21 protein-coding genes are annotated in these 24799 nt (G+C 57.9%); 10 read left to right on the plus strand and 11 right to left on the minus strand.

Annotated features, from left to right (window positions below; translation table 11 throughout):
- Positions 1 to 16: 16 nt before the first annotated feature.
- The 4 genes from QPL96_RS12175 (at position 17) to QPL96_RS12190 (ending at position 6443) form a co-directional block, all read left to right on the plus strand.
- Positions 17 to 886 (plus strand): PEP-CTERM sorting domain-containing protein, encoded by an 870-nt coding sequence (locus QPL96_RS12175; RefSeq protein WP_303287639.1) that lies wholly within the window; start codon positions 17 to 19, stop codon positions 884 to 886.
- A 303-nt stretch (positions 887 to 1189) separates the two neighbouring features.
- Entirely contained in the window at positions 1190 to 2527 is a 1338-nt protein-coding gene (aupA, locus tag QPL96_RS12180; protein ID WP_303287640.1) for an alkane uptake protein AupA, read from the plus strand.
- Positions 2528 to 2539: 12 nt separating this feature from the next.
- The gene (locus QPL96_RS12185; protein WP_303287641.1) at positions 2540 to 5770 is read left to right on the plus strand and encodes an Ig-like domain-containing protein; all 3231 of its coding nucleotides are present in this window, start codon (positions 2540 to 2542) and stop codon (positions 5768 to 5770) included.
- Positions 5771 to 5972: 202 nt separating this feature from the next.
- A complete protein-coding gene (locus QPL96_RS12190) occupies positions 5973 to 6443 on the plus strand; it encodes a DUF2489 domain-containing protein (RefSeq protein WP_303287642.1) in 471 nt (156 codons plus the stop codon).
- 114 nt (positions 6444 to 6557) lie between these two features.
- Here the strand turns inward: QPL96_RS12190 and QPL96_RS12195 are convergent, their stop codons facing one another.
- From QPL96_RS12195 to QPL96_RS12205, 3 genes are all read right to left on the minus strand, one after another.
- A complete protein-coding gene (locus QPL96_RS12195) occupies positions 6558 to 7922 on the minus strand; it encodes an aminoacyl-tRNA deacylase and HDOD domain-containing protein (protein WP_303287643.1) in 1365 nt (454 codons plus the stop codon).
- 151 nt (positions 7923 to 8073) lie between these two features.
- Positions 8074 to 10149, minus strand: a complete 2076-nt coding sequence (gene recG / locus QPL96_RS12200; protein ID WP_303287644.1) for an ATP-dependent DNA helicase RecG — start codon at positions 10147 to 10149, stop codon at positions 8074 to 8076.
- An 8-nt stretch (positions 10150 to 10157) separates the two neighbouring features.
- A complete protein-coding gene (locus QPL96_RS12205; RefSeq protein WP_303287645.1) occupies positions 10158 to 11117 on the minus strand; it encodes a hydrogen peroxide-inducible genes activator in 960 nt (319 codons plus the stop codon).
- A gap of 76 nt (positions 11118 to 11193) precedes the next feature.
- On the opposite strand from QPL96_RS12205, the gene QPL96_RS12210 reads away from it, so the two are divergent.
- On the plus strand, positions 11194 to 12060 hold the full coding sequence (locus QPL96_RS12210; RefSeq protein ID WP_303287646.1) for an NAD-dependent epimerase/dehydratase family protein: 867 nt from the start codon (positions 11194 to 11196) through the stop codon (positions 12058 to 12060).
- 65 nt (positions 12061 to 12125) lie between these two features.
- On the opposite strand, the gene QPL96_RS12215 is transcribed toward QPL96_RS12210, so the two are convergent.
- From QPL96_RS12215 to gmk, 4 genes are all read right to left on the minus strand, one after another.
- Positions 12126 to 12512: a RidA family protein gene (locus QPL96_RS12215; RefSeq protein WP_303287647.1), complete on the minus strand. Its 387-nt coding sequence runs from the start codon at positions 12510 to 12512 to the stop codon at positions 12126 to 12128.
- Between the two features lie 78 nt (positions 12513 to 12590).
- Positions 12591 to 14732 (minus strand): bifunctional (p)ppGpp synthetase/guanosine-3',5'-bis(diphosphate) 3'-pyrophosphohydrolase, encoded by a 2142-nt coding sequence (locus QPL96_RS12220; protein WP_303287648.1) that lies wholly within the window; start codon positions 14730 to 14732, stop codon positions 12591 to 12593.
- Positions 14733 to 14906: 174 nt separating this feature from the next.
- Complete coding sequence (gene rpoZ / locus QPL96_RS12225) at positions 14907 to 15116, minus strand: DNA-directed RNA polymerase subunit omega (RefSeq protein WP_303287649.1); 210 nt, start codon at positions 15114 to 15116, stop codon at positions 14907 to 14909.
- Between the two features lie 86 nt (positions 15117 to 15202).
- Complete coding sequence (gene gmk / locus QPL96_RS12230; protein WP_303287650.1) at positions 15203 to 15835, minus strand: guanylate kinase; 633 nt, start codon at positions 15833 to 15835, stop codon at positions 15203 to 15205.
- Between the two features lie 155 nt (positions 15836 to 15990).
- On the opposite strand from gmk, the gene QPL96_RS12235 reads away from it, so the two are divergent.
- On the plus strand, positions 15991 to 16818 hold the full coding sequence (locus QPL96_RS12235; protein ID WP_303287651.1) for an RluA family pseudouridine synthase: 828 nt from the start codon (positions 15991 to 15993) through the stop codon (positions 16816 to 16818).
- 7 nt (positions 16819 to 16825) lie between these two features.
- Here QPL96_RS12235 and QPL96_RS12240 read toward each other — a convergent pair whose 3' ends face one another.
- Positions 16826 to 17692: a YicC/YloC family endoribonuclease gene (locus tag QPL96_RS12240; protein ID WP_303287652.1), complete on the minus strand. Its 867-nt coding sequence runs from the start codon at positions 17690 to 17692 to the stop codon at positions 16826 to 16828.
- Between the two features lie 170 nt (positions 17693 to 17862).
- Between QPL96_RS12240 and rph the strand changes: the two genes are divergently transcribed.
- Positions 17863 to 18579, plus strand: coding sequence for a ribonuclease PH (rph, locus tag QPL96_RS12245; protein WP_303287653.1), 717 nt, complete (start codon positions 17863 to 17865; stop codon positions 18577 to 18579).
- A 135-nt stretch (positions 18580 to 18714) separates the two neighbouring features.
- Here rph and QPL96_RS12250 read toward each other — a convergent pair whose 3' ends face one another.
- The gene (locus QPL96_RS12250) at positions 18715 to 19521 is read right to left on the minus strand and encodes an exodeoxyribonuclease III (RefSeq protein ID WP_303287654.1); all 807 of its coding nucleotides are present in this window, start codon (positions 19519 to 19521) and stop codon (positions 18715 to 18717) included.
- A gap of 81 nt (positions 19522 to 19602) precedes the next feature.
- Here QPL96_RS12250 and pyrE point away from each other — a divergent pair, with 81 nt between their 5' ends.
- Together pyrE and QPL96_RS12260 are read left to right on the plus strand one after the other, a co-directional pair.
- Positions 19603 to 20241 carry an orotate phosphoribosyltransferase gene (gene pyrE / locus QPL96_RS12255; RefSeq protein ID WP_303287655.1) on the plus strand — a complete coding sequence of 213 codons (639 nt, stop codon included), beginning with the start codon at positions 19603 to 19605 and terminating at the stop codon, positions 20239 to 20241.
- Between the two features lie 3 nt (positions 20242 to 20244).
- Entirely contained in the window at positions 20245 to 20898 is a 654-nt protein-coding gene (locus QPL96_RS12260; protein WP_303287656.1) for a DUF4124 domain-containing protein, read from the plus strand.
- Between the two features lie 109 nt (positions 20899 to 21007).
- Here the strand turns inward: QPL96_RS12260 and QPL96_RS12265 are convergent, their stop codons facing one another.
- Both QPL96_RS12265 and QPL96_RS12270 read right to left on the minus strand, forming a co-directional pair.
- Positions 21008 to 21433, minus strand: a complete 426-nt coding sequence (locus tag QPL96_RS12265) for a hypothetical protein (protein ID WP_303287657.1) — start codon at positions 21431 to 21433, stop codon at positions 21008 to 21010.
- Between the two features lie 142 nt (positions 21434 to 21575).
- Positions 21576 to 21914: a DUF2782 domain-containing protein gene (locus tag QPL96_RS12270; protein ID WP_303287658.1), complete on the minus strand. Its 339-nt coding sequence runs from the start codon at positions 21912 to 21914 to the stop codon at positions 21576 to 21578.
- 88 nt (positions 21915 to 22002) lie between these two features.
- On the opposite strand from QPL96_RS12270, the gene polA reads away from it, so the two are divergent.
- On the plus strand, positions 22003 to 24732 hold the full coding sequence (polA, locus tag QPL96_RS12275) for a DNA polymerase I (protein ID WP_303287659.1): 2730 nt from the start codon (positions 22003 to 22005) through the stop codon (positions 24730 to 24732).
- Positions 24733 to 24799 lie beyond the last annotated feature (67 nt).

Genomic DNA, 24799 nt, shown 5'->3' on the forward strand with positions numbered 1-24799 from the left:
AGCAGGGAGATTTGTGATGTTGGAAAATACGGTCGGCGTCTTAAAAGCAGCTTTACTCACAGGGATTATTGCTGGCGGAGCGTTTGGTGTTGGCAGTGCTCAGGCTCAGCTAATCAGGATTTGGTGTACAGCTACAGAACCCTGTGGCGAATCATCGGGGACAACGCAGGACGGAACTATATTTGAAGCGGAGGCAAACCCCACGAACCCCGCCACCGGCACCGGTGTATTCAAACCCTTTGTTCGGATCCAGAACAGCTCTGGCACACAAAGTGGTTATAATACTGACACTGGCAACCCAGCTATAAACTTCGATACCAAGGCAGGCCTGTGGACTCACTCTGTTTTATTTGGAGACCTAGGCACTATCGACATTGGTGGCCTTTCCTATTACCAGTTTTCCCTTGATGCCAATGAAAATGGAAGTGCGGGAAGCGATGCCAATAAACTCGATTTGACAGCTATACAAATCTTTCTGGGGGACGAAAAGTTAAAAACTCCTGAAAGCTTTGGCGGATATACGGGCACACAGTTTGACGGCAGCGCTGCCGGTAACTTGCTAGCCGGGTACACACCGGTCTGGAGTCTCGACAACGACACCAACGGCGATGTTACTGTCAATCTGCAAGCCAGCATCTGCGACACGGCAGGCCAGTGTGGCAGCGGGAAAGGTGATCTAAAACTGTTCATCTTAGAGAGTCTTATCCAAGGAGCGCCGGAAGATTACTTTGTCTTTTATACCGAGTACGACAACGTCGGCAGCGGATTCGAGGAATGGAATTATCTTGCAAGGAGCGTAACTGTTCCTGAACCGGGCACACTTGCCATGCTTGGCTTTGGGCTTACCGGATTGGTTGCTTTCAGGAGAAGAACGCAGCCCAGCTAACAACGGAATGTCAAAAAACATTACACACTTTCGAGAGACTCCTTTTTAGGGGCCTCTCTCAATTCGAGCCTGAAAAGCGCTTTCCGATAACTTACGCAAACTCCATCGTGATCCTCCAGTTTACCCACTTCCCTTGCCCAAGCCTTACCGCGAACGTGGTTGTAACGACATCGATTCTTGTCAAAAAAGCCAACGTGCCCAAAAGGTAAGCCGAATACACTACCTCCTGAACAAAAATACCAGCCGTGTTCTCACCAACCTCACGGCCCGAGCATAAAAACAACGAAGTAATGGAGTGTATCAATGGCTATTTCCTCCCGGCTATCACTACGGGCCCTGTCCGTCGCCATCGCCTCTCTGTCAGCAGGTCTCTCTCTGCCGGCCAGTGCCAGCATGGGCAACCTCGGCACCACCTACGGGGTCATGCCGGTGGATGTGGCAACCGCCCAGTCGCTGTCCATGTTCAACGATCAGGTATCCGCCACCTACTACAACCCGGCCTACCTGACCAAAGACGAGCGCGGCGAGCTGACGGTCGGTGTCCTGCACGCGGAGCAGGAGCTGCGTTCCGCCAACCCAAACGCCAATGGCGATGTGCTTTCCAACTCACCGAGCCAGCATGTGCTGATTGGCATGAAGACCAACCTTGGCTCGCTGACCCGCTTCAAACATCCGATTTACCTGGGCTTCATCGCCGGTGTCGAGAAGTACGGCAAGGAGATGCTGGCGTTCGATTCGCAGACCACCGAAAGCGGTCAATTCCTGCAATATGGCAGGGAGCCTTTGTTCCTGAATATCGGTGGCGCAACGCCGATCTGGCGTGGCATTTCTGCCGGAGCATCGGTACGAGTCACCCTTGATGCCACGGCGAACCTGGAGGCGGTATCCACTCTGGGCGGCGAAACCACTCGCGAGCGACTTGCAGTCAATGCCGAACCTTCCCTGAAGACCATCCTGGGAACCAGTATTGATCTTGGCAGCACCTTTTGCCCGCAAAGCGATTGTTTCTTTCAGGGATGGGAGACGGCTTTTACCTACCGGACCAAATCCTCTGCCTCCACCACAGTCAACTCCAACATTATCGTGACCCAGACCATTCCGGACCCGGGCCTGAGTCTTGCTGTTTCCACCATTGATTCTTTCCAGCCGGAGACCTTCGGTTTTGGCGCCCAGTACAAGGGCGATAGCTGGCGTGTCGGCGGTAGTATAGAGCAGCAGAACTGGTCGGGGCTTGAGGAGCAGTTCGCTGGTGACACCATTAAGGATCAGGGCTCCGTGGCACCGGGTGACCGGATTCAGTTTGATGACATCCTGATTCCCAGAGTGGGCGCCGAGTACGCACTCAACAAAAACTTCTCCCTGCGCGCCGGCCTTGCCTATGAGGAGTCACCGCTCAAATCCACCCGCAACCCGGAGATCAACTATCTCGACACCGACAAAATTGTCGTTGGCCTCGGTCTGAGCGCCACCTATGACCGCACCCGCCTGCTGGCCTATCCGGTGCGTCTGGACATCGGCTACCAGTACCAGCAATTGCAGGAGCGGGATTTTACGCTGGTGGATTTTGACGGAAACGAAACTTCCGTAACGGCGGACGGCGACGTTCATGTTGTCAGCGGCTCTGTCACCCTGAAGTTTTAAGGAGGGTTTGCCATGAATTACAACCAGACACTGGCACTGATCCCCGCGTTGCTGCTCGCAGCCTGCGGCGGGGATGAACAGACCATGAACGAGAAAACCACTCCGGGCCTGGTGGTGTACTCCTACCCGGCAGATGGTCAGATGAACGTCAGCCCGAAAACAGATATCGTGCTCCGTTTTAATCACAGAATTACCGACGAAGATACGAACTTGCAGACCAAAATTCGCCTGGCCTCCTCCGGCGGACAGTCCATACCTTTCTCCGTAAGCCGGATTGACGAAGGCAGAAGCCTGACGTTGTCGCCGGCCACGGTTCTGGAAGCACTTCAATCCTACACGGTTGTTTTTGACGAACCACTGACGGCCGAGGGAGGCAGGCAGATAGCCACGCCAAACGCGGTTGGTGAGCCCGGTATCCAGTTCGATATCCGTACTGCCTTCTCCGGAATCGCCGGCCTGGCCAACTCCGCCGAAGAGTTTGACGTGGCCTGGCAGGTGCCAGCCAGTGGGACGCCGTTTGAAGCGATGAATTTCTCGACCTTCCGGCTCGCAATGACCCACCCTGTTCACCCTGACTGGAAGAGTCTGGGTGGTTCAATCGAGCTGCTGGACGAAAGTGGCGAGGCTGTTCCAGCAACCGTTCTGGTCAAAGGCAACCGGATAACCGTCGATCCGTGCCTGGCCGAAGATCCCCAGCAGTGCGGCAGCAAGAACGATGCTCTCGACACAGCCCAGACTTACACCCTCCGGCTCGAAAACCTCGCCAGTCAGACCCGGCCCGAGGGTGAGCGGCTCAATCGTGAGTTCAGCTTCACACCACGGGACACTGGCCCGACCGTGGTCCTCCAGCAATCGGCAGTGGACTCGGGCCTGGCAGCAGGAGAAACCGGAGAAACCGCGACCCGGTCTGTACTGAACGGCCAGATTATCAATGGCGTTACCCTGAACTCCGTTCTTCAGGGTAACGCCGGGCCGTCCCAGCAAACCGGCGACCTGTTCGCCGAGCTGGCTTATGCGCCAGCGTTCGAGGCCGATGAAGCACTGCCGTTGCGCATTGCCCGGGGAAGCGTTCTGAGCAGCACCAGCCTGGATGTTCGGGTCGGCGGCAAGGTTCCGGTTCTGGATGCAGCCACCGGTGAGCTCCAGACTACAGGCAATATCAAGGTCACCATGTTGTCAGACGCCTCCGGCTACCTCAGCCCCAACCCCTACACCGATGATATCAATGCCCCCCGGCACATCACGCTGTTTATGGATGTCTCCATGAACACCGAGAATGCCCAGCCCAACGCGGCTCTGTCCCAGGACCTGATGGGCGTGGAATTGCGCGGCATCGCCCTGGTGCAGGATGGCGTTCTCACTATCGATGCCATTGGCATGGTGGAGCCGAACCTCCTGGGTCAGGAATACACTGACTCAACCATTGCATTTCACCTGGAAGCCGCCACCGATGCCGACTCGGTGCTTGATGCCGAGTTGCTCAGGGAGCTTGACAGCACACCGCCAACCCTGGTGAGCTGGATGCCCGGCGGTGAGAACGCCATTCCGGACACCCGGCAATCCATGCAGCGGCCAGGGGACCCGATCATTCTGTTCTTTGATGAGCCCCTGGCCGCGGATTCCATTGAGACCGGGGTCTCGCTGTTTGCGGATGGTATTCCTGTAGAGGCCCTTGAGACACGCCTGGACGGAACCGCCGTCATTCTCAATCCGGAAGATGGTCTGAGCCATGGCGTTGACTACCAAATCGTGATTGATGGCCTGACCGATCTGGCCGGCAATCCGGCCACCACAGCACCACTGCAGTTTGCACTGGATGACATTGGCGGCTCATCTGTGACCCGACGCCCGGCCCTGGCCCTGACAACCTATCCGGGTTACCCCTGCGAGACCGACCACAGCCTGCTGGATCTCTCCGCGGGCGTATTGGGACAGTGTTATTCGGATGGGGGTATCGGTGATGTACTTCCAGTCAGCACCATGCCGTCAGATCGCCCCATTACCGTGGTCTTCTCAAAGTCTATGGACCTGGAATCCATTATTCCGGGCGACACCTTCGTCGTAGAAAAGGTGAGCCAGGCATCAAATGGTTCCATCACGGTTCTGGAAAGCGATGTACCCGGCCGGCTCGAGAAGAACCTTCAGCGAATCCGCTTCTACCCGGATCAACCCTGGGAGGTCGGCACCCACTACCGTTACACCCTGAAGTCATCGGAAGACGCCGACACCTGCACTAACGGGGCCTACACCTCGATTTGTGATTCCGATGGCCTGGCCCTGAAAACGGACCTGCTTGAAGGGCTGAATGACGGCGGCAACAACAACGGGCCGGACCACATGGTGATTTACTTCACCGGAGCCGAGCCATTGGACAGCGTGTTCGCGCCTCTGCGGAACCTGCCTGTTCGGGACACCAACGCCAACTTCCTGGTGGACTGCGACTCCAACACCAATCCGGACTGTCTTGAGCCTTTCGCCCATGAAGGCAGCGACAACGACGGATGGGCAGCCTCAGCCAACTCAACCGAACTGAGAGTGCGGAACAATCAGGCCTCAGCATCCCCTCCTGTGATCGTGGCCAGTACCGCCGATGCACGGGTTGGCTGCGAGACCGGTGAGCGGTGTCCGAAGAACAAGTTTATCTATCAGACCTACGCCCTGAATACCGAAGTTGTCGGCCCCGGTGTGTATGAGCCGACAGGCGATGAGGGGATTCTGGTGAACCTCTACCCCACCCAGCTTGCGACCACATCAATCAGCGTGTTCACAGAGCTTCGGGTTTTCGGGTTCATCCCGCTGCAGGAAGAGTCCATCACCAATACCCAAGTCCTTCGCATGCGCTACGCTAAGGACGACCCGGCCTGTTCCGGGCCATCCTGCAGCCGCTCGGGCCTGATCCCCGGGGTAATTACCGAAGGCGACAATGGCCAGCCGGTGTTCAAGACCCGCGCCGAACTGATGCTGGATGCACCGGACATGGAAATACCGCTGGGCGGCCGCCACGATCTGTACGGCCGGGAATTCGTGCTTGAACTGGAGGGCAACATCACCTTCTTCAATGACGGCCGGATGCAGATTGAACAACGTAACTCGAATCTGGTCGACATCAACGTTCGAGCCAGGGCTCTTGGAGTTCCCGGTGGAGAAATTGTGACGATCGATCTGCCCCTGCAGATCCCCGAACAGGGCGTCTACCTCAACTTCATTTCCAATCCGGTGAAGGAGATCCCTGCTGAGCAATAAAAGGCTCTGAAACCTGTGCAATAAAGGGCCAGCCTCCAGGCTGACCCTTTATTACCCTGAGACTGCTGATCATTATTTCCCCCTACCCTACCCTACCCTTCACTTTCCGCCAACCTGGTTGCACAATGAAACCTCGACCACGAAACAACAAGTTGCCAGGAGCGCCAATGCAAACGGGCCTGATTCAGGAAAGGAGCCGATAATGCCCCAGTGGCTGCAGTGGAGTCTGATCATCACCGGCGTGATTGCCATCGTTCTGATGCTGATGTTTATCCGCCGGCAGATGGCTTTGCTCTCGGAAAACCGTAAACGACAGGCCAAGTCCGAAGCGTTTCAGGCAAAGCGCCGAAAAGACATGATCCGCAGCGTGCGTGTCATCGCGATGGCGGTTGAAGAGGATCAGATCGAATATTCAGAGGCCTGCCTGCGGCTCAAGGGCCTGTTGGACCACCTTGCACCAGACTTGCTGGCGCAGTCCCCGTTTCGGATATTTCAGGAAGTGCATGATCAGATACAGCACATGCCTACCCATCGGGCCCGGCAGGCCACTGAGACAAAATTCGTCGAAAAGATGGACAGGCAACGGTTCGAAGTCGAGCAGAAGCACGCAGACGAGATACGCCGGGCAGCAACTGCCCTTCGACACCATTCGTTTTCGTCCGATACCCTTTGAATTCTTCCAGCCACAACCGGTCAGGCTTTTTTTGTTATATTTTGCAACAAGCGGGTAAGCCTGCCGGCCTCGGCGCTGGCTTTTTTGCGGAGAATTTCCGCGAAGGCCGATCTGCTACTGGCTCATCATGCCAGCCATGGCCATTATGCTGTCCTTACTGGTGACCAGCTCATCAAACTGCGCCTCAACCTGCTCACGGTTAAGGCCCAGTTTTTCGTAGAACGACTGACTGACCGTTTCCCCGGCACCCAGTTCCACGCCCCGGGCGGTTAACGACTGACGGCCGAGCCAAAGCAGACTGGCATAGACGCTTTGGGCGCCATCGTAGGCCGGATTTTTCTGGTAACGGATCGCCAGGGTCACCTCGTCTGGCATGCCCCAGTTTTCCATCAATTGTGCGGCAATCTGCTCCCGTGTAATACCCAGCAGGTAATGCTCTGTTACCGAAGAATCAATATCCGGATTCACTTCCAGTGAGCGGCAGACCAGCTTGAAATGCGGAGGAAACACCTGCGCCAGGACCAGATGACCAAAGTTGTGCAGCAGGCCTGCCAAATAAGCGAGACCAAATACCGGGCGTTCGCCCCGGGGCATCATGCTGGCCAGAATGCCTGCGGACTGGGCCTGCCAGATGGCCTGCTGCCAGTAATCCACATAGCCGTCGGGGTGATCCTGGGGCTGCTTGAGGGCCCGCCCGAGGGAAAGGCCCATGGCCAGGTTCATCACCAGATCAAATCCGAGCACCCGGGAAACGGCATCATGCACTGACTTTACCTGCCCTGCGGCCGCATAAAACGAGGACGAAGCCCAGCTCACTACCTGGGCCGCAAGGCTGGGATCACTCTCTACGATGTCTACCAGGTCGCCCATGACAGCATTGGGATTCACCCGCAGGTGGATAATCCTCTGGGCGGTTTCAGGCAGCGGCGGCAATTCAAGCGTGTCTTCCAGGCGTTGCTGTATACGCCGGCCGGTAAATTTCTTGATGGCGGAATGGAGCTGATCCCTGTCCTTGCCGCGGTCGCTCAGGTTGACGGAGACGGACTCCGGAGCCACGGCGAACGAACGACGGTCGGCCTTGGCCGTCAGTGCCCGGAAGTCTTCCGCAGGCATAACCATCGCCAGGTTTTGCTCGCCCAACTCAAGAGCGACTGCAGGCAAGGCATTGACGCGCTGGTCAACAACGGTCGGCCATCCGGTTAGAGACGGCAATGCTGGCAAGGCCTTAAGTCCGGCCCTTTCCCGGACCCGGAGCTGCTCCCGGCGCTTCATCAGCCGGAAATCGCGGCCGAGCTGCTTGTTCAGCAGCTCCAGATCGATCATATCCTCCTTGCGGCAGATAACCTGAAGGTTTCCCTGGCCATCACTGAGCAACACCATGCGCAGCAGTTGGTTCTGGCTGGCCTGGGCAGCATCCCTGAGGGACACGCCGGCGGCGGAATCGCCCAAAGCCTGCTGCACCGCGACAGGTAATTCCATAAAGTCCTCCCGAATATTGCTGTTTTTTTCTCGGATCGTCCGGATCTGGTCTCACAGTAAGCTCAGTATAGGGCAAGGAAATACCCCTGATGTTGACTGAACTCTATTTCCGGACCGCTAGGTTACGTTGTCGGCCCGAAAACGGACTCTTCTAAACGTCGCCATAGCGAATCTTATCGCCAAGCCAACGCCGAACCAGGGCCTGAACTGTATCCGGGTGCGCCATGAGCCCTGGTGCCATCTCCCGTACCGGTTCAATCCAGCTCTTATCGCGCTCGAAATCCGCAAGGCGAAACTGCATGATGCCGGTCTGGCGGGTACCCAACACCTCGCCAGGCCCGCGAATCTCCAGGTCCTTCTGCGCAATAAAAAAGCCATCCTGGCTGCCCCGAAGCGCCTGGAGCCGGGCCTTACCGTTAGCGGACAATGGCGGGTGATACATCAGTACGCAAAAACTCGCCTGCTCACCCCGGCCGACACGACCGCGAAGCTGGTGCAACTGGGCCAGCCCGAGGCGCTCGGGATTTTCAATGATAATCAACGAAGCATTGGGAACATCAACTCCAACCTCGATCACCGTAGTGGCCACCAGCAAATCAAGCTCGCCCACCTTGAACCGTTCCATAACCGCCGCTTTCTCCTGGGCCCGGAGCCGGCCATGGACCAGGCCCATAGTGAGATCCGGCAGCCTCTCTGCCAGTTCCTGAGCCGTCACTTCTGCAGCCTGGCACTGCAAGGCTTCGGACTCCTCGATCAGTGTACACACCCAGTAAGCCTGCCGTCCTTCCCGGCACGCACCGCGCACACGCTCAATCACGTCTTCACGCCGGCTGTCAGGAATCACAATGGTTTCAATCGGTTTCCGGCCTGGTGGCAACTCATCAATCACCGAGGTGTCCAGGTCCGCATAAGCGCTCATGGCCAAAGTGCGGGGAATCGGCGTTGCTGTCATGATCAGTTGATGGGGTGCCAATGCCCCGCCTACGCCTTTATCACGCAGGGCCAGGCGCTGGTGAACGCCAAACCGGTGTTGCTCATCCACGATTACCAGGGCGAGCCGGTGAAACTCAACCTCATTCTGGAACAGGGCATGGGTTCCGATCACCACCCCGGCCTCACCGGACCGGACAACGTCCAGCGCCTCTTGCCGCGCCCTGCCTTTGACTTTGCCGGACAGCCAGGCAAGCCTTATACCCAGCGGCTCCAACCATGCCCGGAAGTTCTGCAAGTGCTGTTCAGCCAGGATTTCAGTGGGTGCCATAAGGGCGACCTGGGTGCCCGCCCCAATAGCCTGCAAGGCCGCCAGCGCCGCCACCACGGTTTTCCCGGAACCAACGTCACCCTGGACAAGCCTGAGCATCGGCAAAGGCTGACTGAGATCCTGCCGGATATCCGCAAGCACATGGCGCTGTGCGCCGGTGAGTGAAAACGGCAGGGAATCGAGGAAACGTTCCGGAAGGTCTCCCGTTGGCAGAAGCGGCAGTGCCTCCCGGGCCCGGATCTGCTCGCGCACCTGAAGCAGACTCAACTGATGCGCCAGCAATTCCTCCATCACCAGCCTCTGCTGCGCCGGGTGGCGCCCTTCCATTAGCAGCTGCACAGGCGCATTGGCGGGAGGAGAATGCACCATCTGGACCGCCTCGGTAAGACCCGGCAGCTGGTACTCGGCCAACAGTTCCTTGGGCAGCCAGTCCCGAATCGGGAATCGCTGCAGATAACCCAGAGCCTGCCGGCAAAGGGAGCGCACCCGGGGTTGCTGAATGCCCTCGGTCAGGGGATATACCGGGGTGAGGGTTGCCTGACTTTGCGCAGGCATGGGTGGCGGATTGACCTGATATTCCGGGTGATAGAATTCATAACCAGCCCGCCCCGGCCGGACCTCCCCAAAGCACCTGACTCTGGCGCCTTCGTTCAGCTGGTTTTTCTGGGCGGCATTGAAATGAAAAAAACGCATCACCAGAAAACCACTGTTGTCCCGAAGGGTCACCTGCAGGCTGCGCCTGCGCCCCATAACCAGGTCGGCTTTCATCACCTCCCCTTCGACCACCGCCACATCGCCGATTTGCAGATTGCCCATCGGCACAATGCGGGTCCGGTCCTCGTAGCGGTGCGGGAGGTGGAACAACAGGTCTTGCACCGAGGCAATCCCCAGCTTGGCAAGCCTCTCTGCCAGGGCGTTTCCTACGCCCTTGAGCTGGGTGACCGAAATGTCATCCAGTGACGTCATGGCAGGTCTCAGGCGCTTTCTGCCACAACGGGTGCATCAGTTCCAGCCTTCTCGATTACCCGGCACTGGCTCGCTGCCAGCGACAGTACATCAATGGCCTTGGGCCGCGGGAAGGTGACGCGCCAGGCCAGCGCAACGGTCCGGAATGGCACCGGCGGCGTGAATGGGCGTACGGCCAGAATGTCTTCGGGGTACTGCATGGCCGTTGCCGCGGAGAGCGGCAAAACCGTAATACCCAGCCCGGACGCAACCATGTGGCGAATCGTTTCCAGGGAACTGCCCTCGGTAACCAGCGAAGGGGAGGCCGCGTCTGCGCGCCGGGTCACCGCCTCGACCAGCGGCGGACAGGATTCCAGCACCTGATCCCGGAAACAATGGCCGGGTCCAAGAAGCAACAGCTGTTCCCGGGCGAGTTCACCGGCGGTTAGCTGCTCTTTCCTTGCCAGTGGATGCCCGGCGGGCAGAAGCACCACAAAAGGCTCATCGTAGAGTGGCAGCGTCACAACTTCCGGCTCTTCAAAAGGCAGGGCGATGATGATGGCGTCCAGCTCCGAGTGCCGGAGCTTCTGGCGCAGGCTTGCGGTGTAGTTTTCTTCAATGTACAGCGGCATTTCGGGCGCCGCACGGTGCAGCTCCGGCAGCAAATGGGGGAAAAGGTAGGGGCCAATCGTGTAAATCGCGCCGACTTTCAAAGGCGAATTGAGCTGGTTCTTGCCGCCCTGGGCCAAATCCCTGATGACGCCCACCTGATCAAGCACCCGTTGCGCCTGCTCAATAATACGCTGACCGGTTTCGGTGACACGGATACTGCTCTTGCTGCGTTCGAACAGCGGGATGCCAAGCTCGTCTTCCAGCTTTTTCACAGCAACACTGAGCGTCGGCTGGCTTACATGGCAACGCTCGGCAGCCCGGCCAAAATGCCTTTCGCGGGCCAGCGTAACGACGTATCGTAACTCGGTGAGAGTCATGGTGAGCTCCGGTCGGATGAATGCGGGTCGAAGTTCCACTTATTTATGAGTTAAAGCATAAGGATTGAAATTGTCTATGGCAATCACTGAAAGCACTAACCCGCCGGGAATCCTGGTTGCCGGCTGCGGCAAACTCGGTGGCGCCATCGCCAGCCGGCTGAAGCACTCTGCAACGGTATTCGGACTGCGCCGGAATCCGGACCGGGTGCCGGAGGGCGTACAGGGCATCGGAGCGGACCTGACCCGGCCTGCAACCCTGGCCGGCCAGTTGCCAGATAACCTGGACATCGTCATTTATTGCCTGACACCCTCCAGTTACGACCAGCAGGGCTACCAGGATGCATACGTTACCGGCCTCGAAAACCTGCTACGGGAACTGGGCGAACATTCCCTGAAACATCTCTTCTTTGTCAGCAGTACCAGCGTTTACGCTCAGGATGACGACAGCTGGGTAGACGAGTCCAGCCCTGTCAACCCAGTCAGATTCAGCGGCGGGCAGATTCTGGCGGGGGAGCAAACGGCGCTGGGCAGCAATCACCCTGCAACCATCATACGGTTCAGTGGTATTTATGGTCCATCCAGGGCACGTTTTCTTGAAGAGGTTCGGCAAGGCCGCATGAACCCCCAGCCACCGGCACCGTTCAGTAACCGGATCCACGAAGAAGATGCTGCGGAAGCTGCCGCCCATCTGGTCCGGCTTGCCCTCTCCGGGGCGCAACTGGAACCCTGCTACATCGCCAGTGATTGCGAGCCGGTCCGGCTCGATGAGGTGGTGGACTGGGTACGGCAACAGACTCCCTGCGCCGATCCCGTACCAGACGCCCGTCAAGGGGGCCGGGCCGGGAGCAAACGCTGCAAGAACCAACGACTGCTGGCCACCGGATTTCAGTTCCGGTACCCGGACTTCCGGGCCGGCTACAGCGCGATGATCAGTAAACACTGACCCTGTAAATCATAAAAGGCGACCGTGGCCGCCTTTATCCGCAGGAGTCAGGTTTGCCCCGAGCCTTAACTCAGCACCATCACGGCTTCCATTTCAACGGGCACGCCCTTGGGCAGCGCCGCGACGCCAACTGCCGCACGGGCAGGATACGGCTCCTGGAAATAGGTAGCCATGATCTCGTTTACCGTGGCGAAGTTTGCCAGGTCGGTCATATAGATATTGAGCTTCACAATATCCTTGAGCTCGCCGCCGGCGGCTTCACACACGGCCTTGAGGTTATCAAATACCTGACGGGTCTTGGCAGCAAAATCCCCCGCCACCACTTCCATGGTCTCCGGCACCAGCGGAATCTGGCCCGACAGATATACCGTGTCTCCGGCTTTCACCGCCTGGGAGTAGGTGCCAATGGCCTGAGGCGCATTCTCGGTCTGAATTACGGATTTGTTGGTCATGACCCTTACTTTCCTCTGTTCCAAAACAACAATCCTCACCCCTCTGTGGCGCGCCTGTCAACCGGGCTTTGGTCTGGTTCAGTGCCGTACGCGGCTGATGTGGGTAATTGCCCGAATATTGCGGATGCGCCGCATAACCCGGGCCAGATGCCGACGCCCTTGCACATGCACCACCAGGCTGACGACACCGAAGCGGGCATTCTGTTCCTCCACATTGATGCGCTCGATGTTGCCGTCAGCCATGGCCACGGCGTTTGCCATCTCGGCAATCACACCACGCTGACGCTCAAGCTCGACCCGCAACTCCACAGAAAATTCATCGGTAATGTCCTTGGCCCAGTTGAGATGGGTCAGGCCGGCGCGGCCCTCGTCATCTTCCGGCAAGCGAGAGCAGGTATCGGAATGAATCACCATGCCTTTGCCGGAATCCATAACACCGACCACCGGGTCGCCGGGAATCGGCTTGCAACAGATGGCAAACCGTACCAGCAGCCCCTCGGTACCACGAATGGTCACCGGGCTGTGATTGCCACCCTCGATGTCGCGAGCGCCCTCACTGGAGTCCGGTCCATCAGCACCGCTTACGAGCTGACGGGCAACCAGATAGGCCATCCGGTTTCCAAGACCAATGTCACTGATCAGGTCGTCAAAACTGTTCACCTGGTTGTGATTCACCACCGCCTGTTTCTGGGCATCGCTGATATCCGACAGCCTGGCACCAAAGCCTTTCAGCGACTTCTTCAGCAAGGCCCGCCCCAGCTCCAGCGATTCCGCCCGTCTCTGGCTCTTCAGAACATGACGAATACTGCTTCTTGCCTTGCCGGTGACCACGAAACTGAGCCAGGCCGGATTGGGCCGGGCACCGGGTGCAGTGATAATTTCGACAGTCTGGCCGCTTTGAAGGGGCTGACTCAGGGAGCCGAGATTACGGTTGATCCGGCAGGCCACGGTGGCATTACCGATATCGGTGTGGATGGCGTAGGCAAAATCTACCGGTGTTGCGCCGCTGGGCAGCTCCATGATGCGGCCCTTGGGCGTGAACACGTAGATCTCATCCGGGAACAGATCCACTTTCACGTGCTCGATGAATTCCATGGAATCATCGGCCCGCTCCCGCATTTCCATCAGGCCCTCCACCCAGCGATCAACCCTTGCCTGGTTCAGGCTGGTAACGCTGCTGGGCTCGTTCTTGTACATCCAGTGAGCCGCAATACCGTTGTTGGCGATGTGTTCCATTTCCTCGGTGCGGATCTGGATTTCAATGTTCACGTGCATGCCGAACAGGGTCGTATGGATAGACTGGTAGCCATTGGCCTTGGGCATGGCAATGTAGTCCTTGAACCGGCCTGGCAGGGGCTTGTACAGGCTGTGAACGGCGCCGAGGATGCGATAGCAGTCATCCTCGGTGTCGGTGATGATCCGGAAGGCGTACACATCCATGATTTCATGAAAGGATTTCTGCTTGAACTTCATCTTGTTGTAGATGCTGTTCAGATGCTTCTCCCGGCCAAGAATCCGCCCGGGCAGGCCACGCTCTTCCAGCTTTTCCTGCAGCTTGCCACGGATGTCCTCGATGATTTCCCGGTGACTGCCCCGAAGCTTCTCCACCGCTTTCGAGATGTACTTTGATCGCATCGGGTACAGCGAGGAGAAACCCAGATCCTCAAGTTCGGTGCAGATCGAGTGCATACCAAGGCGATTGGCGATCGGGGCATAGATATCGAGGGTTTCGTTGGCAATGCGCTGGCGTTTCTCGTAAGGCATGGGACCGAGGGTACGCATGTTGTGCAGTCGGTCCGCCAGCTTTACCAGGATGACCCGGATATCCCGGGCCATGGCGAGAGTCATCTTCTGGAAGTTCTCGGCCTGGGCTTCGGCCCGGGAACGGAATTCAATCTGGGTCAGCTTGCTGACACCATCCACCAGTTCGGCCACATCCTCACCGAACTGCTCCGACAGGGCATCCTTCGGGATACCGGTGTCTTCAATGACATCGTGAAGCATCGCGGCCATCAGGCTCTGATGGTCCAGTCTGAGATCGGCGAGAATGTGGGCAACGGCAAGGGGGTGGGTAATATACCGGTCGCCACTTTTGCGCATCTGGCCCTCATGGGCCTGCTCGGCATAATAGTAGGCACGCCGCACCTGATTGATGCGATGGGTATCCAGATAGGAACTGAGCTCTCTCGCCAGCCCTTCAACCGTAGCCTCTGCCGACACCACGCCTCCACGACTTCTTGAAATTCAGGGACAAAAAAACCCGAATGCGCACATCCGGGTCCTTCCTTAGTCCTTCCAGCAACGTTCTATAGACACACTATAAAACTGCGGGGACAGATTTCAATGTTTCTCGCTCGCGGACAGGCATTCAATGACCCGGTATCCGCAAACAACCTACTCGTCTTCTTCCTTGAGCAGATCACGAGAAATCTTACCTTCGGCAATTTCGCGCAGGGCAATGACCGTCGGCTTATCATTTTCTTCCGGCACCATCGGCTCAGCCCCCTTGGTAGCGAGCTGACGCGCACGCTTGGTAGCCAGCATTACCAGCTGGAAGCGGTTATCAACGTGTTCCAGACAATCTTCAACGGTAACTCGTGCCATAACTTCCCCGACAAATAAAATGACTGATTTAGCAGACCGGACAGTTTACTGCGGGCGGCTCAATTTGTATACCGGAAAAGCCCGTATCAGCCCGGCCCCGACAACCCTGCCAGAAGCTTCTGGTACCGTGGCTGCTGCGCCTCCATGCGCAGGCGCTGGGCCCGCACAATGGCCAGCAGATCCGCCAGGGCAATATCGAAGTCGTCATTGACCACCAGAAAATCGAACTCAACAGCGTGGCGGCATTCTTCCCTGGCCTCCGCCAACCGGCGTTCCACGGCCTCGGGCGAATCGGTACCACGCCCCACCAGTCGCTCGCGCAGCACTTCCGGCGACGGCGGCACAATAAAAATACCGACGCACTCCGGAATCAGCCTGCGCACCTGGCTGGCCCCCTGCCAATCAATCTCCAGGATGACATCCTGGCCCCTGGTCAGCGCCTCCCGCACCCAGACCTGGGAAGTGCCGTAGTAATTGCCAAAAACATCCGCGTGTTCCAGAAAATCACCCTCGGCAATCATTGCCTCAAACTCTTCCCGGCTGACAAAATGATAACTCACACCGTTCTGCTCCCCTTCGCGCATGGAGCGGGTGGTGTGGGACACGGAGACGCCAAGTTTGTGGTCATTGCGGAGCATGCCCGCCACAAGGCTGGTCTTGCCGGCACCGGATGGCGCAGATATAACGTACAGGGTACCCTGTTCAACTGCCTGACTCATAACCCGAGAACTCCAAACCTGAACGCGGAGGCCACCTATTTCGGCCGGTAAAAGCTGGAATTATACGGACTTTGGCAAAACACCGCACCCCGACAGAGCATCACCTGATACCATTTATCTGGTTGCCCCTTTATACCAACAGATACATCCTATCTATGCGAACCACCATAGACATTACGCTTCAGGAACCCCGAAAAGCCATTGACGCCCTGAGCGAAGCATCACCCGGGCTCTCACGCCAGAAAATCAAGGACGCCATGACCAAGGGCGCCTGCTGGTGGACCCATAAAGGCAAACGCCTGAGACTGCGCCGGGCGACCAAAGAACTCAGGCCGGGCATCCGGCTTCAGCTGTACTACGACGAGAACGTGCTGGCCAGAAAACCTGAAGAACCGGTGCTCCTACAAGACCTTGGGCGCTACACGGTCTGGTTCAAGCCGCATGGGATGCTGGCTCAGGGCTCCCAGTGGGGCGACCATTGCAGCCTGCTGCGGCTGGCAGAAGTACTTCTCGGGCGGCCGTGTCATCTGATCCACCGCCTCGATGCCGACGCCGCCGGGCTGATGCTGATCGCCCACGACCCGAAAGCCGCGGGCGCCCTGTCCCAGTGCTTTTCAGCCCGAACCATGACCAAACGCTACCGGGCCAGAGTGACCGGGGTGATCAACGCCCAGGACCAGATTATTGACGCCCCGGTGGAGGGCAAACCGGCAACCAGCCGGGTGACGACACTAAATGCCAGCGAGACCCACCAGACCTCCCTGGTACAGGTGTGCATTGAAACCGGACGGAAACACCAGATCCGCCGTCACCTGGCCGGTCTGGGGCACCCCATCATCGGCGACCGCCTCTACGGGCGACCCGCCCCGGCTCCCCTGCAACTGCTGGCATTCTACCTGGAATTCGACTGCCCGCTGAGCAAACAAAAGGTTACGCTCCAACTGCCGGACGAGCTGGACAGCCTTGAGCACAAAAAGCCCTGACCTGCGCTTATTCCAGGTTCTGGACCTGCTCACGCACCTGCTCGATCAGAACCTTCAGGTCCACGGCAATTCGTGTGACACCAGCATCAATACTCTTGCTACTCAGGGTATTGGCCTCGCGGTTCAACTCCTGCATCAGGAAGTCCAGCCGTCGGCCAATGGCATCCTCGCTCTGCAACGTGTCGGAGACCTCATTCATGTGAGCATCGAGACGGTCCAGCTCTTCGGCAACGTCACTCTTCTGGGCCAGCACGACCATTTCCTGGGCCACCCGCTCGGAATCCAGCTCCACCCTGGCTTTCTCGAACCGCTCCCTAAGTGCCTTCTCCTGAGCTTCAAGCAACTCCGGCATGCGCGTGCGCACCTTGGAGACCAGTTCGCCCATGGCTTTCAGGCGATCCTCGAACAACGGCCGCAGTCGCTCGCCCTCACGTTCCCGCACCGACGCAAGCTCGGCAACGGTGTGCTCGAACAGAGCTACAGCCGCCTCTTTCGCCGGGCCATAGTCCTGCTCCGGCACCGACAACACACCAGGCCAGCGGAGAATATCCAGGGCGTTGATGTGGGCAGGGTTATCCAGCATCCGGTTGATGTGATTCGCAGCCTCATTGACGGCCTGCGCCATTTCTTCGCTGATCTCGAAACTCTGGGTCGCACTCTCGGCGGACTGAAGCCGCATGGACACATCCACCTTGCCTCTCTTCAACTGATGCCGAAGCTCCTCGCGAAACCCGTTCTCGAGCTCCCGGAACGCTTCTGGCAGACGGAACGAAGGCTCCAGGTAACGATGGTTCACCGTCCGGATCTCGCAAGTCAGCGTGCCCCAGCCTCCCTGAACATCCTTTCGGGCAAATGCGGTCATACTTCGGATCATGTCGGCTCCGCTTTTATGGTTGGTGGAAAGCCTCCGAGTTTAGCAGGCTCTTAACGCCGACGGCGAACCGAAAAAAGGACAGAGCCAACGTGTTATACTCGCTGCCCTTTTCGGCACACGATCAACCGGGACACGCGCCCGGACATTCATTACTGACTTCAGGAAATACTATGCGTCCAAGCGGCAGAACACCCGAGCAACCGAGAGAGGTTCGAATTACCCGCAACTATACCCGTCACGCTGAGGGCTCAGTGCTGGTTGAATTCGGGGACACCAAAGTTATCTGCACCGCCTCCGTCGAAAACAAGGTTCCCCCATTTTTGAGGGGTGAAGGCAAAGGCTGGATCACTGCGGAGTACGGCATGCTGCCCCGCTCCACCGGCAGCCGCATGGGCCGGGAAGCCGCCCGGGGCAAACAGGGCGGGCGCACCGTTGAAATCCAGCGCCTGATCGGCCGCTCTCTGCGCGCCGCCGTGGACCTGACCGCCCTTGGGGAACACTCCATCACCATCGACTGCGACGTCATCCAGGCCGACGGCGGCACCCGCACCGCAGCCATCACCGGCGGTTGCGTGGCACTGGTCGACGCCCTGAATCACCTGGTGGCCGAAAAGCGCCTGAAAAAATCACCACTCAAACAGATGGTCGCCGCGCTGTCCGTTGGCGTTTACAAGGGTACCCCGGTGGTGGATCTGGACTATCCGGAAGATTCCGAAGCGGAAACCGACATGAACGTTATCATGACCGACCAGGGCGGCTTTATCGAGATTCAGGGAACGGCGGAAGGTGCGCCGTTTGTTCAGGAAGAGCTGGACAACATGCTGGTATTGGCCAGGCAGGGCATTGAGCAGTTGTTCGAAATCCAGAAAACAGCTTTGGAAGGCTAACTCACAAGTCTGAGGCGCCTGTGTGGCGACGTTTCCCCAGGCTGTTGAGGGCCATGGACGGCCCGAAACAAGCGCACAGGGATGTGCTCGTAGCGTGTCTGGGGAAACGTCGCCAAACAGGCGCCTTCCCCAGACTCAAAAACCGATTTCGATATCGTAATCCATGATCACCGGTGCGTGATCGGAAAACCGGGTTGCGTCGTCAATCCAGCCGTCTTCGATGGTCTTGCGGATCCCAGGGGTCAGCAACTGGTAATCCACCCGGATACCGGCATTCCTGCGGGAACCTTCCGCCTGTTCAGGCCACCAGGTGAACTGATTACTCTGCCTGTTCACTTCCCGGAACCCGTCAACACAGCCCATCTCATCAAACAGGCGATCCAGCCAGGCACGCTCATGGGGCAGGAAACCGGAAAAATCCAGCTTGTGATAAAGCGGGCTGGCATCCGTTACATGGTGGGCCGTCTGGAGATTGGCGCAAAAAATAAACTGCCGGCGCTTGCGCAGCGTCTTCTGCATGTGCAGACCAAAGGACTCCATAAACTCGTCCTTGTGGTCCAGCACCGTCAGGTCGTCTTCGCCGATCAGCTCCTCTTCCCGGCCAAGGGCACAGGGCGCGAGCACACAGGCAACGGAAACCTTGTCAAAATCGGCCTGAATAAACCGGCCCTCACGATCCGCCTGTTCGTTGGCGAAACCGTACATGATGGCCTTCGGAAAATGGCGGGTGTAAATGCCGACGCCACCATCCTCATTAGTCTCGCCATCAATAAAATAGGCCTCGTACCCTTCCGGAATCAGGTTGTAGTCCTCAATCTCGTAGGCCCGCATGCGATGGTCCTGAACACAGACTACGTCGGCATCCTGCTGCGCCAGCCACTCGAAAAAGCCCTTATCAACAGCCTGGGCGAGACCATTGACGCTGATTGATACTACCCGCATACGTGTTCCCTGATTCGGTTTGTGTGTATGATACCGTTTTTACGTGTTAATTAAAGATCAACACCCGCCAGAAGCCTTGTCATGCACGACTACCAGCAACAGTTTATCGAATTCGCCATCCGCCGGAACGTACTGCGCTTTGGTGAGTTCACGCTCAAGTCGGGTCGCACCAGCCCCTACTTCTTCAACGCAGGCTTGTTCAACACCGGGGACGATCTGCTTCAGTTAAGCAAGGCCTATGCCGCCGCGATCACACGCAGCAGCCTGGATTATGACATCATTTTCGGACCTGCCTATAAGGGCATTCCGTTGGCCACCGTAACCGCAATGGCCCTGGCGACAGACGGTAGCAGCAAACCTTTTGCGTTTAACCGCAAGGAAAAGAAAGATCATGGCGAGGGCGGCAACATTGTTGGCGCACCGCTGCGGGGCAGAGTACTGATTGTCGATGATGTTATTACTGCGGGCACTGCGGTCCGTGAGTCCATCGACATTATTCGGGCTGCCGGTGCAGAACCAGCCGGCGTGCTTATAGCGCTGGACCGCCAGGAAAAAGGCAACGGCGAACTTTCGGCCATCCAGGAAGTGGAAAAGCAGTTCGCCATCCCGGTGGTGAGCATCATTCGCCTCGAACAGGTTCTGGACTACCTCAGGGCCAACCCGGACTTCGCCGGGCATGCCGGGAAGGTCGCCAGTTATCGGGATCGTTACGGAGTCTGATCAATGGCCAACCGTCTGACCGCATTTTCAGCCAGGGCTTGCGCATCTGCGCTTATTCTGGGCATGGCGACCCACGCCGCAGCCAACATGTACCGATACACGGATGAGAACGGCCAGGTTGTGATCAGCAGCACCATTCCCCAGGAAGCCACCAAAAGGGGCTACGATATTCTGGGCAACAATGGTCGTGTGATCGAGACCATCCCTCCAGCCCCCACAAAAGAGGAAATTGCGGCCCGGGAAGCAGAAAAGCAACGCCAGAAAGAGCTCGCCGAACAACGTGAGAAAGATCGGCAGTTGCTGAAGCGCTTCAGTCACCCGGATCAGGCAGTGAAAGCCATGCATCGAAAGATCCGGGAACTCGAGGGCCTGATCCAGCTCAAGAAAGGCAACATCTCGGTAATATCCAGCCAACTGGACAGCGAACAGAGCCGCGCGGCTGATATGGAACGGGCCGGACGCGACATACCGGAATCCATCCTTGAGAAAATCCGGAGGCTGGAGTCACAGATTCGCGACATTGAGCGGGAGATTGCCTCGCAAACCCAGGAAATCAAGGCACTGCAGAAGGCCTTTGAAGCCGATATAGAACGCCTCGAAGAAGTCACCGACGAGGCCCGGACACTGCCGTTTGAGCCTGCTGGGGAAACCAACTGATCCCCGCCGCCGGGCCGCGCCGGAGCGCAGACTAAAAAGAAGGGCCAGCGGTGAACCGAAGGCCCTTCTTTCATTTCACTGACTGATCAAGTGCGATGCCTCACCGCTTTCAGGCGGAAGCAGCAGTGCTCTTCTTGGTAGTAGCGGTAGTCTTGTGCGCGGTGGTTTTGCGCGCAGCCGGCTTCTTGGCCTCAACGGACTTCTTGGCGTCCTGAGCGGCTTCGGAAACACCCTCGGCAGCTTCAGATACCGCGTCAGCGCCTTCAGCGGCCTCTTTTTCCAGCTTGGCGACCAGATCACCCGCGAAGCTGCCAAAGCGGCTGTTCAGGCTGCGCAGCTGGCCAAACAGGCTATCGCTGTAACCGTTGTAACGCTTGCGCAGGGTCTTGACGCTGTACTCACGCGCCTCGGCCTCCAGCTTCTCCGCGTAATCAAACGGCTTTGCAGCCAGCTTCTTCTGCTGCTCTTCAGCGGCATTGATACCCTTAGCGACGATTTCCTGCAGCTGTTCCTGATATGACTTGAGTTTACCCATGTCTGTTCTCCTATTGGTTTTCCTGAAAGCTCCAAGGCCCTGCTGAAACTGCTTGGAGCAGGCCTTGCTTCGATCTCAGGATCCAACTTACGCCCAAAAATTAGAATGTTCATACTAAAAGCGGGAAGTGGGCGAATCAGGGTTACCAGCGGAAAATCACCCAACTGGGCACCAGCATGTCGGACTCAGTCTCCCGAATCCAGCCACCGCCATCGACAGGGACCAGGTAATATTCCGCGCCAACTTCCGGCACAACCTTGATCTCCACAAGCTGGCCGTTAACCCGGTACTCATAAAAGACCTCGCTCTCGCCGGGGCGGATAACAATTTGCGGGCCGTCACTTGCCGACTGGTAATCGGAAACCACAACGGGCTCTTTCGGCGTTTCCACCGGCGTCTCGTTCAGCGCCCCCTCTTCCTGGGCCAGAGCAGCCAACGGCAAACAGGCGAGCAGCAATGCCGGGCAGGCGATTCGTTTCATTTTCGTGATACCCTTTCGTTCATCGATTTCAGTACAGAGTTGCATAAGCCAACCCACGCTTCAATACAGAATCCGGACTTGTTTTGACATGACCAGCAAAAACACACCACCAGTGGTTCTTGTGGACGGATCGTCCTATCTTTTCCGTGCTTATCATGCACTTCCACCGCTGACTACCAGCAAGGACCACCCCACCGGTGCGATCAAGGGTGTGATCAGCATGATCCGGCGCCTGGAGCAGGATTTCCCCGGCTCAAAGATGGTGGTGGTCTTCGATGCCAAGGGCAAAACCTTCCGGCATGACCTGTACCAAGAGTACAAGGCCAATCGGCCGCCGATGCCTGAGGACCTGGCCTGCCAGATCGAACCCATCCGCGAAATCGTGAAGGCCATGGGGCTGCCCCTGCTGACCGTAACCGGCGTCGAGGCGGACGACGTAATCGGCACCCTGGCCAACGAAGCCACCAGCAAGGGCATTGACGTGGTGGTTTCGACCGGCGACAAGGACATGGCACAGTTGGTCAGCGACCACGTAACGCTGATCAACACCATGACCGAAACCCGGATGGACCGGGAAGGCGTGGTGGAAAAGTTCGGTGTTACCCCCGAGCAGATCGTCGACTACCTGACCCTGGTGGGCGACAAGGTGGACAACATCCCGGGAGTTGACAAGTGCGGACCGAAGACCGCGGTGAAGTGGCTGCAGACCTACCAAGATCTGGACAATCTGGTTGAGCATGCGGATGAGATCAGAGGCAAGATTGGTGAATACCTCCGGGAAGCCACTGAAGCCCTCCCCCTGAGCCGCGAACTGGCCACCATCCGCACCGATGTGGAGCTGGACTTTGGCCTGGAAGATCTGAAACTGCGTGAGCAGGATGACCAGCAGTTGCTGGAACTGTTCCGGGAGTACGAATTTCGGAGCTGGATTGCTGAACTGGAGAGCAATAAAAACCCGCAAACACCAGCCAGCAAATCCGCCAGCGAAAACCTGGCGCCCAAGACCGGTAAAAACTACAGCGTCATCACCGACCAGGGCGATCTTGACCGCTGGTTGCAGCGCCTGAAATCCGCCGACCTTTTCGCCTTTGATACCGAAACCACAAGCCTTCGTTATATGGACGCCGAGATAGTTGGCGTCTCCTTTGCCATCACTCCGGGTGAAGCGGCCTATGTGCCCCTGGCTCATGACTACATGGGGGCTCCGGACCAACTGGACCGTGAGGCGGTACTGGAACAGCTCAAGCCACTGCTTGAAGATCCCGGCCAGGCCAAAATCGGACAGAACCTGAAATACGACAAAAATGTGCTGGCCAATCACGGTATCACCCTTCAGGGGATTGCCGAGGACACCATGCTGGAGTCCTATGTCCTGAATTCCGTGGCCACCCGCCACGATATGGACAGCCTGGCCATGCTCTACCTTGGCGAAAAGACCATCAGTTTCGAATCCATCGCCGGCAAGGGCGCAAAGCAGCTCACCTTCAACCAGATCGAGCTGGAAAAAGCCGCACCCTACGCCGCCGAGGATGCGGACATCACACTGCGACTGCACCGGGTTCTGAGGCCAAAGCTGAAACAAACCGGCAAACTGGCGTCCGTTTACGAGGAAATCGATCTGCCCCTGGTGCCTGTGCTTTCGCGTATGGAACAGCGCGGAACCCTGATCAGCGCGAGCACACTGCGCCGGCACAGCCAGGAGCTGGCCGAACGTCTGGCCGAACTGGAAAAGGAAGCTCACGACGTCGCAGGTGAGACCTTTAACCTGGGCTCCACCAAGCAACTCCAGACCATTTTCTACGACAAAATGGGCTTGCCGGTCGTCAAGAAAACCCCCAAGGGCGCACCGTCAACCGCCGAGCCGGTGTTGCAGGAACTCGCTCATGAGTATGAACTGCCGCGACTGATCCTCGAACACCGGAGCCTGAGCAAGCTCAAGTCCACCTACACCGATACTCTGCCCGAGCTGATTCACCACCGGACGGGCCGTGTGCACACCTCGTACCATCAAGCCGTCACAGCGACGGGGCGGTTATCCTCCTCCGAGCCAAACCTGCAGAATATCCCTATCCGCAGCGAGCAGGGGCGACGGATACGTCAGGCGTTTATCGCTCAGCAAGGGTACAAACTGGTCGCGGCGGATTACTCCCAGATCGAACTGCGGATCATGGCTCACCTGTCCGGCGACAAGGGACTGCTCACTGCCTTTGAACACGGGGAAGATATTCACAAGGCAACCGCCGCCGAAGTGTTCGGCGTAAACCTGGACGAGGTATCGCCGGACCAGCGCCGGAGCGCCAAGGCCATCAACTTTGGCCTGATCTACGGCATGTCCGCCTTTGGTCTCTCCCGGCAACTGGATGTGGAGCGCAAGCTGGCCCAGCAATACATCGACCGCTATTTCGAGCGTTACCCGGGGGTACTGGCATACATGGACAACATCCGCAAACAGGCCCACGACAATGGTTTTGTAGAAACCCTGTTTGGTCGCCGCCTGTACCTGCCCGAAATCAACGCCCGAAACAAACAACTGCAACAGGCTGCCGAACGGACCGCCATCAACGCGCCCATGCAGGGCACCGCAGCGGACATTATCAAGCGGGCCATGGTGGATGTGGAGAACTGGCTGCTCACCGAGCATGCCGACGAAGCCCGGATGACCATGCAGGTTCACGATGAACTGATTCTGGAAGTAAAGGAATCGGCCCTGGAGAAAATCCGTAAAGGACTGGTGAAACGCATGTCGGCAGCCGCAGAGCTGGATGTACCACTGCTGGTGGAAGCCGGAGCCGGCGACAACTGGGACCAAGCCCACTGAGACACCCCAAAACAGGGCATGGACGACGGTCCGAAGCGCACCCTGCGCGACCAGGTGGTTGGCTGAT

This window comes from Marinobacter sp. SS8-8, assembly GCF_030540945.1.
Taxonomy (GTDB): Bacteria; Pseudomonadota; Gammaproteobacteria; order Pseudomonadales; family Oleiphilaceae; genus Marinobacter.

Coding starts and splice junctions, on each gene's coding strand:
- QPL96_RS12190 (WP_303287642.1), top strand. CDS start 5,973: ATGCCCCAGTGGCTGCAGTGGAGTCTGATCATCACCGGCGTGATTGCC.
- QPL96_RS12250 (WP_303287654.1), bottom strand. CDS start 19,521: ATGCGGGTAGTATCAATCAGCGTCAATGGTCTCGCCCAGGCTGTTGAT.
- QPL96_RS12260 (WP_303287656.1), top strand. CDS start 20,245: ATGGCCAACCGTCTGACCGCATTTTCAGCCAGGGCTTGCGCATCTGCG.
- aupA (WP_303287640.1), top strand. CDS start 1,190: ATGGCTATTTCCTCCCGGCTATCACTACGGGCCCTGTCCGTCGCCATC.
- QPL96_RS12270 (WP_303287658.1), bottom strand. CDS start 21,914: ATGAAACGAATCGCCTGCCCGGCATTGCTGCTCGCCTGTTTGCCGTTG.
- pyrE (WP_303287655.1), top strand. CDS start 19,603: ATGCACGACTACCAGCAACAGTTTATCGAATTCGCCATCCGCCGGAAC.
- QPL96_RS12205 (WP_303287645.1), bottom strand. CDS start 11,117: ATGACTCTCACCGAGTTACGATACGTCGTTACGCTGGCCCGCGAAAGG.
- gmk (WP_303287650.1), bottom strand. CDS start 15,835: ATGAGTCAGGCAGTTGAACAGGGTACCCTGTACGTTATATCTGCGCCA.
- polA (WP_303287659.1), top strand. CDS start 22,003: ATGACCAGCAAAAACACACCACCAGTGGTTCTTGTGGACGGATCGTCC.
- recG (WP_303287644.1), bottom strand. CDS start 10,149: ATGACGTCACTGGATGACATTTCGGTCACCCAGCTCAAGGGCGTAGGA.
- rph (WP_303287653.1), top strand. CDS start 17,863: ATGCGTCCAAGCGGCAGAACACCCGAGCAACCGAGAGAGGTTCGAATT.
- rpoZ (WP_303287649.1), bottom strand. CDS start 15,116: ATGGCACGAGTTACCGTTGAAGATTGTCTGGAACACGTTGATAACCGC.
- QPL96_RS12265 (WP_303287657.1), bottom strand. CDS start 21,433: ATGGGTAAACTCAAGTCATATCAGGAACAGCTGCAGGAAATCGTCGCT.
- QPL96_RS12240 (WP_303287652.1), bottom strand. CDS start 17,692: ATGATCCGAAGTATGACCGCATTTGCCCGAAAGGATGTTCAGGGAGGC.
- QPL96_RS12235 (WP_303287651.1), top strand. CDS start 15,991: ATGCGAACCACCATAGACATTACGCTTCAGGAACCCCGAAAAGCCATT.
- QPL96_RS12175 (WP_303287639.1), top strand. CDS start 17: ATGTTGGAAAATACGGTCGGCGTCTTAAAAGCAGCTTTACTCACAGGG.
- QPL96_RS12215 (WP_303287647.1), bottom strand. CDS start 12,512: ATGACCAACAAATCCGTAATTCAGACCGAGAATGCGCCTCAGGCCATT.
- QPL96_RS12195 (WP_303287643.1), bottom strand. CDS start 7,922: ATGGAATTACCTGTCGCGGTGCAGCAGGCTTTGGGCGATTCCGCCGCC.
- QPL96_RS12210 (WP_303287646.1), top strand. CDS start 11,194: ATGGCAATCACTGAAAGCACTAACCCGCCGGGAATCCTGGTTGCCGGC.
- QPL96_RS12185 (WP_303287641.1), top strand. CDS start 2,540: ATGAATTACAACCAGACACTGGCACTGATCCCCGCGTTGCTGCTCGCA.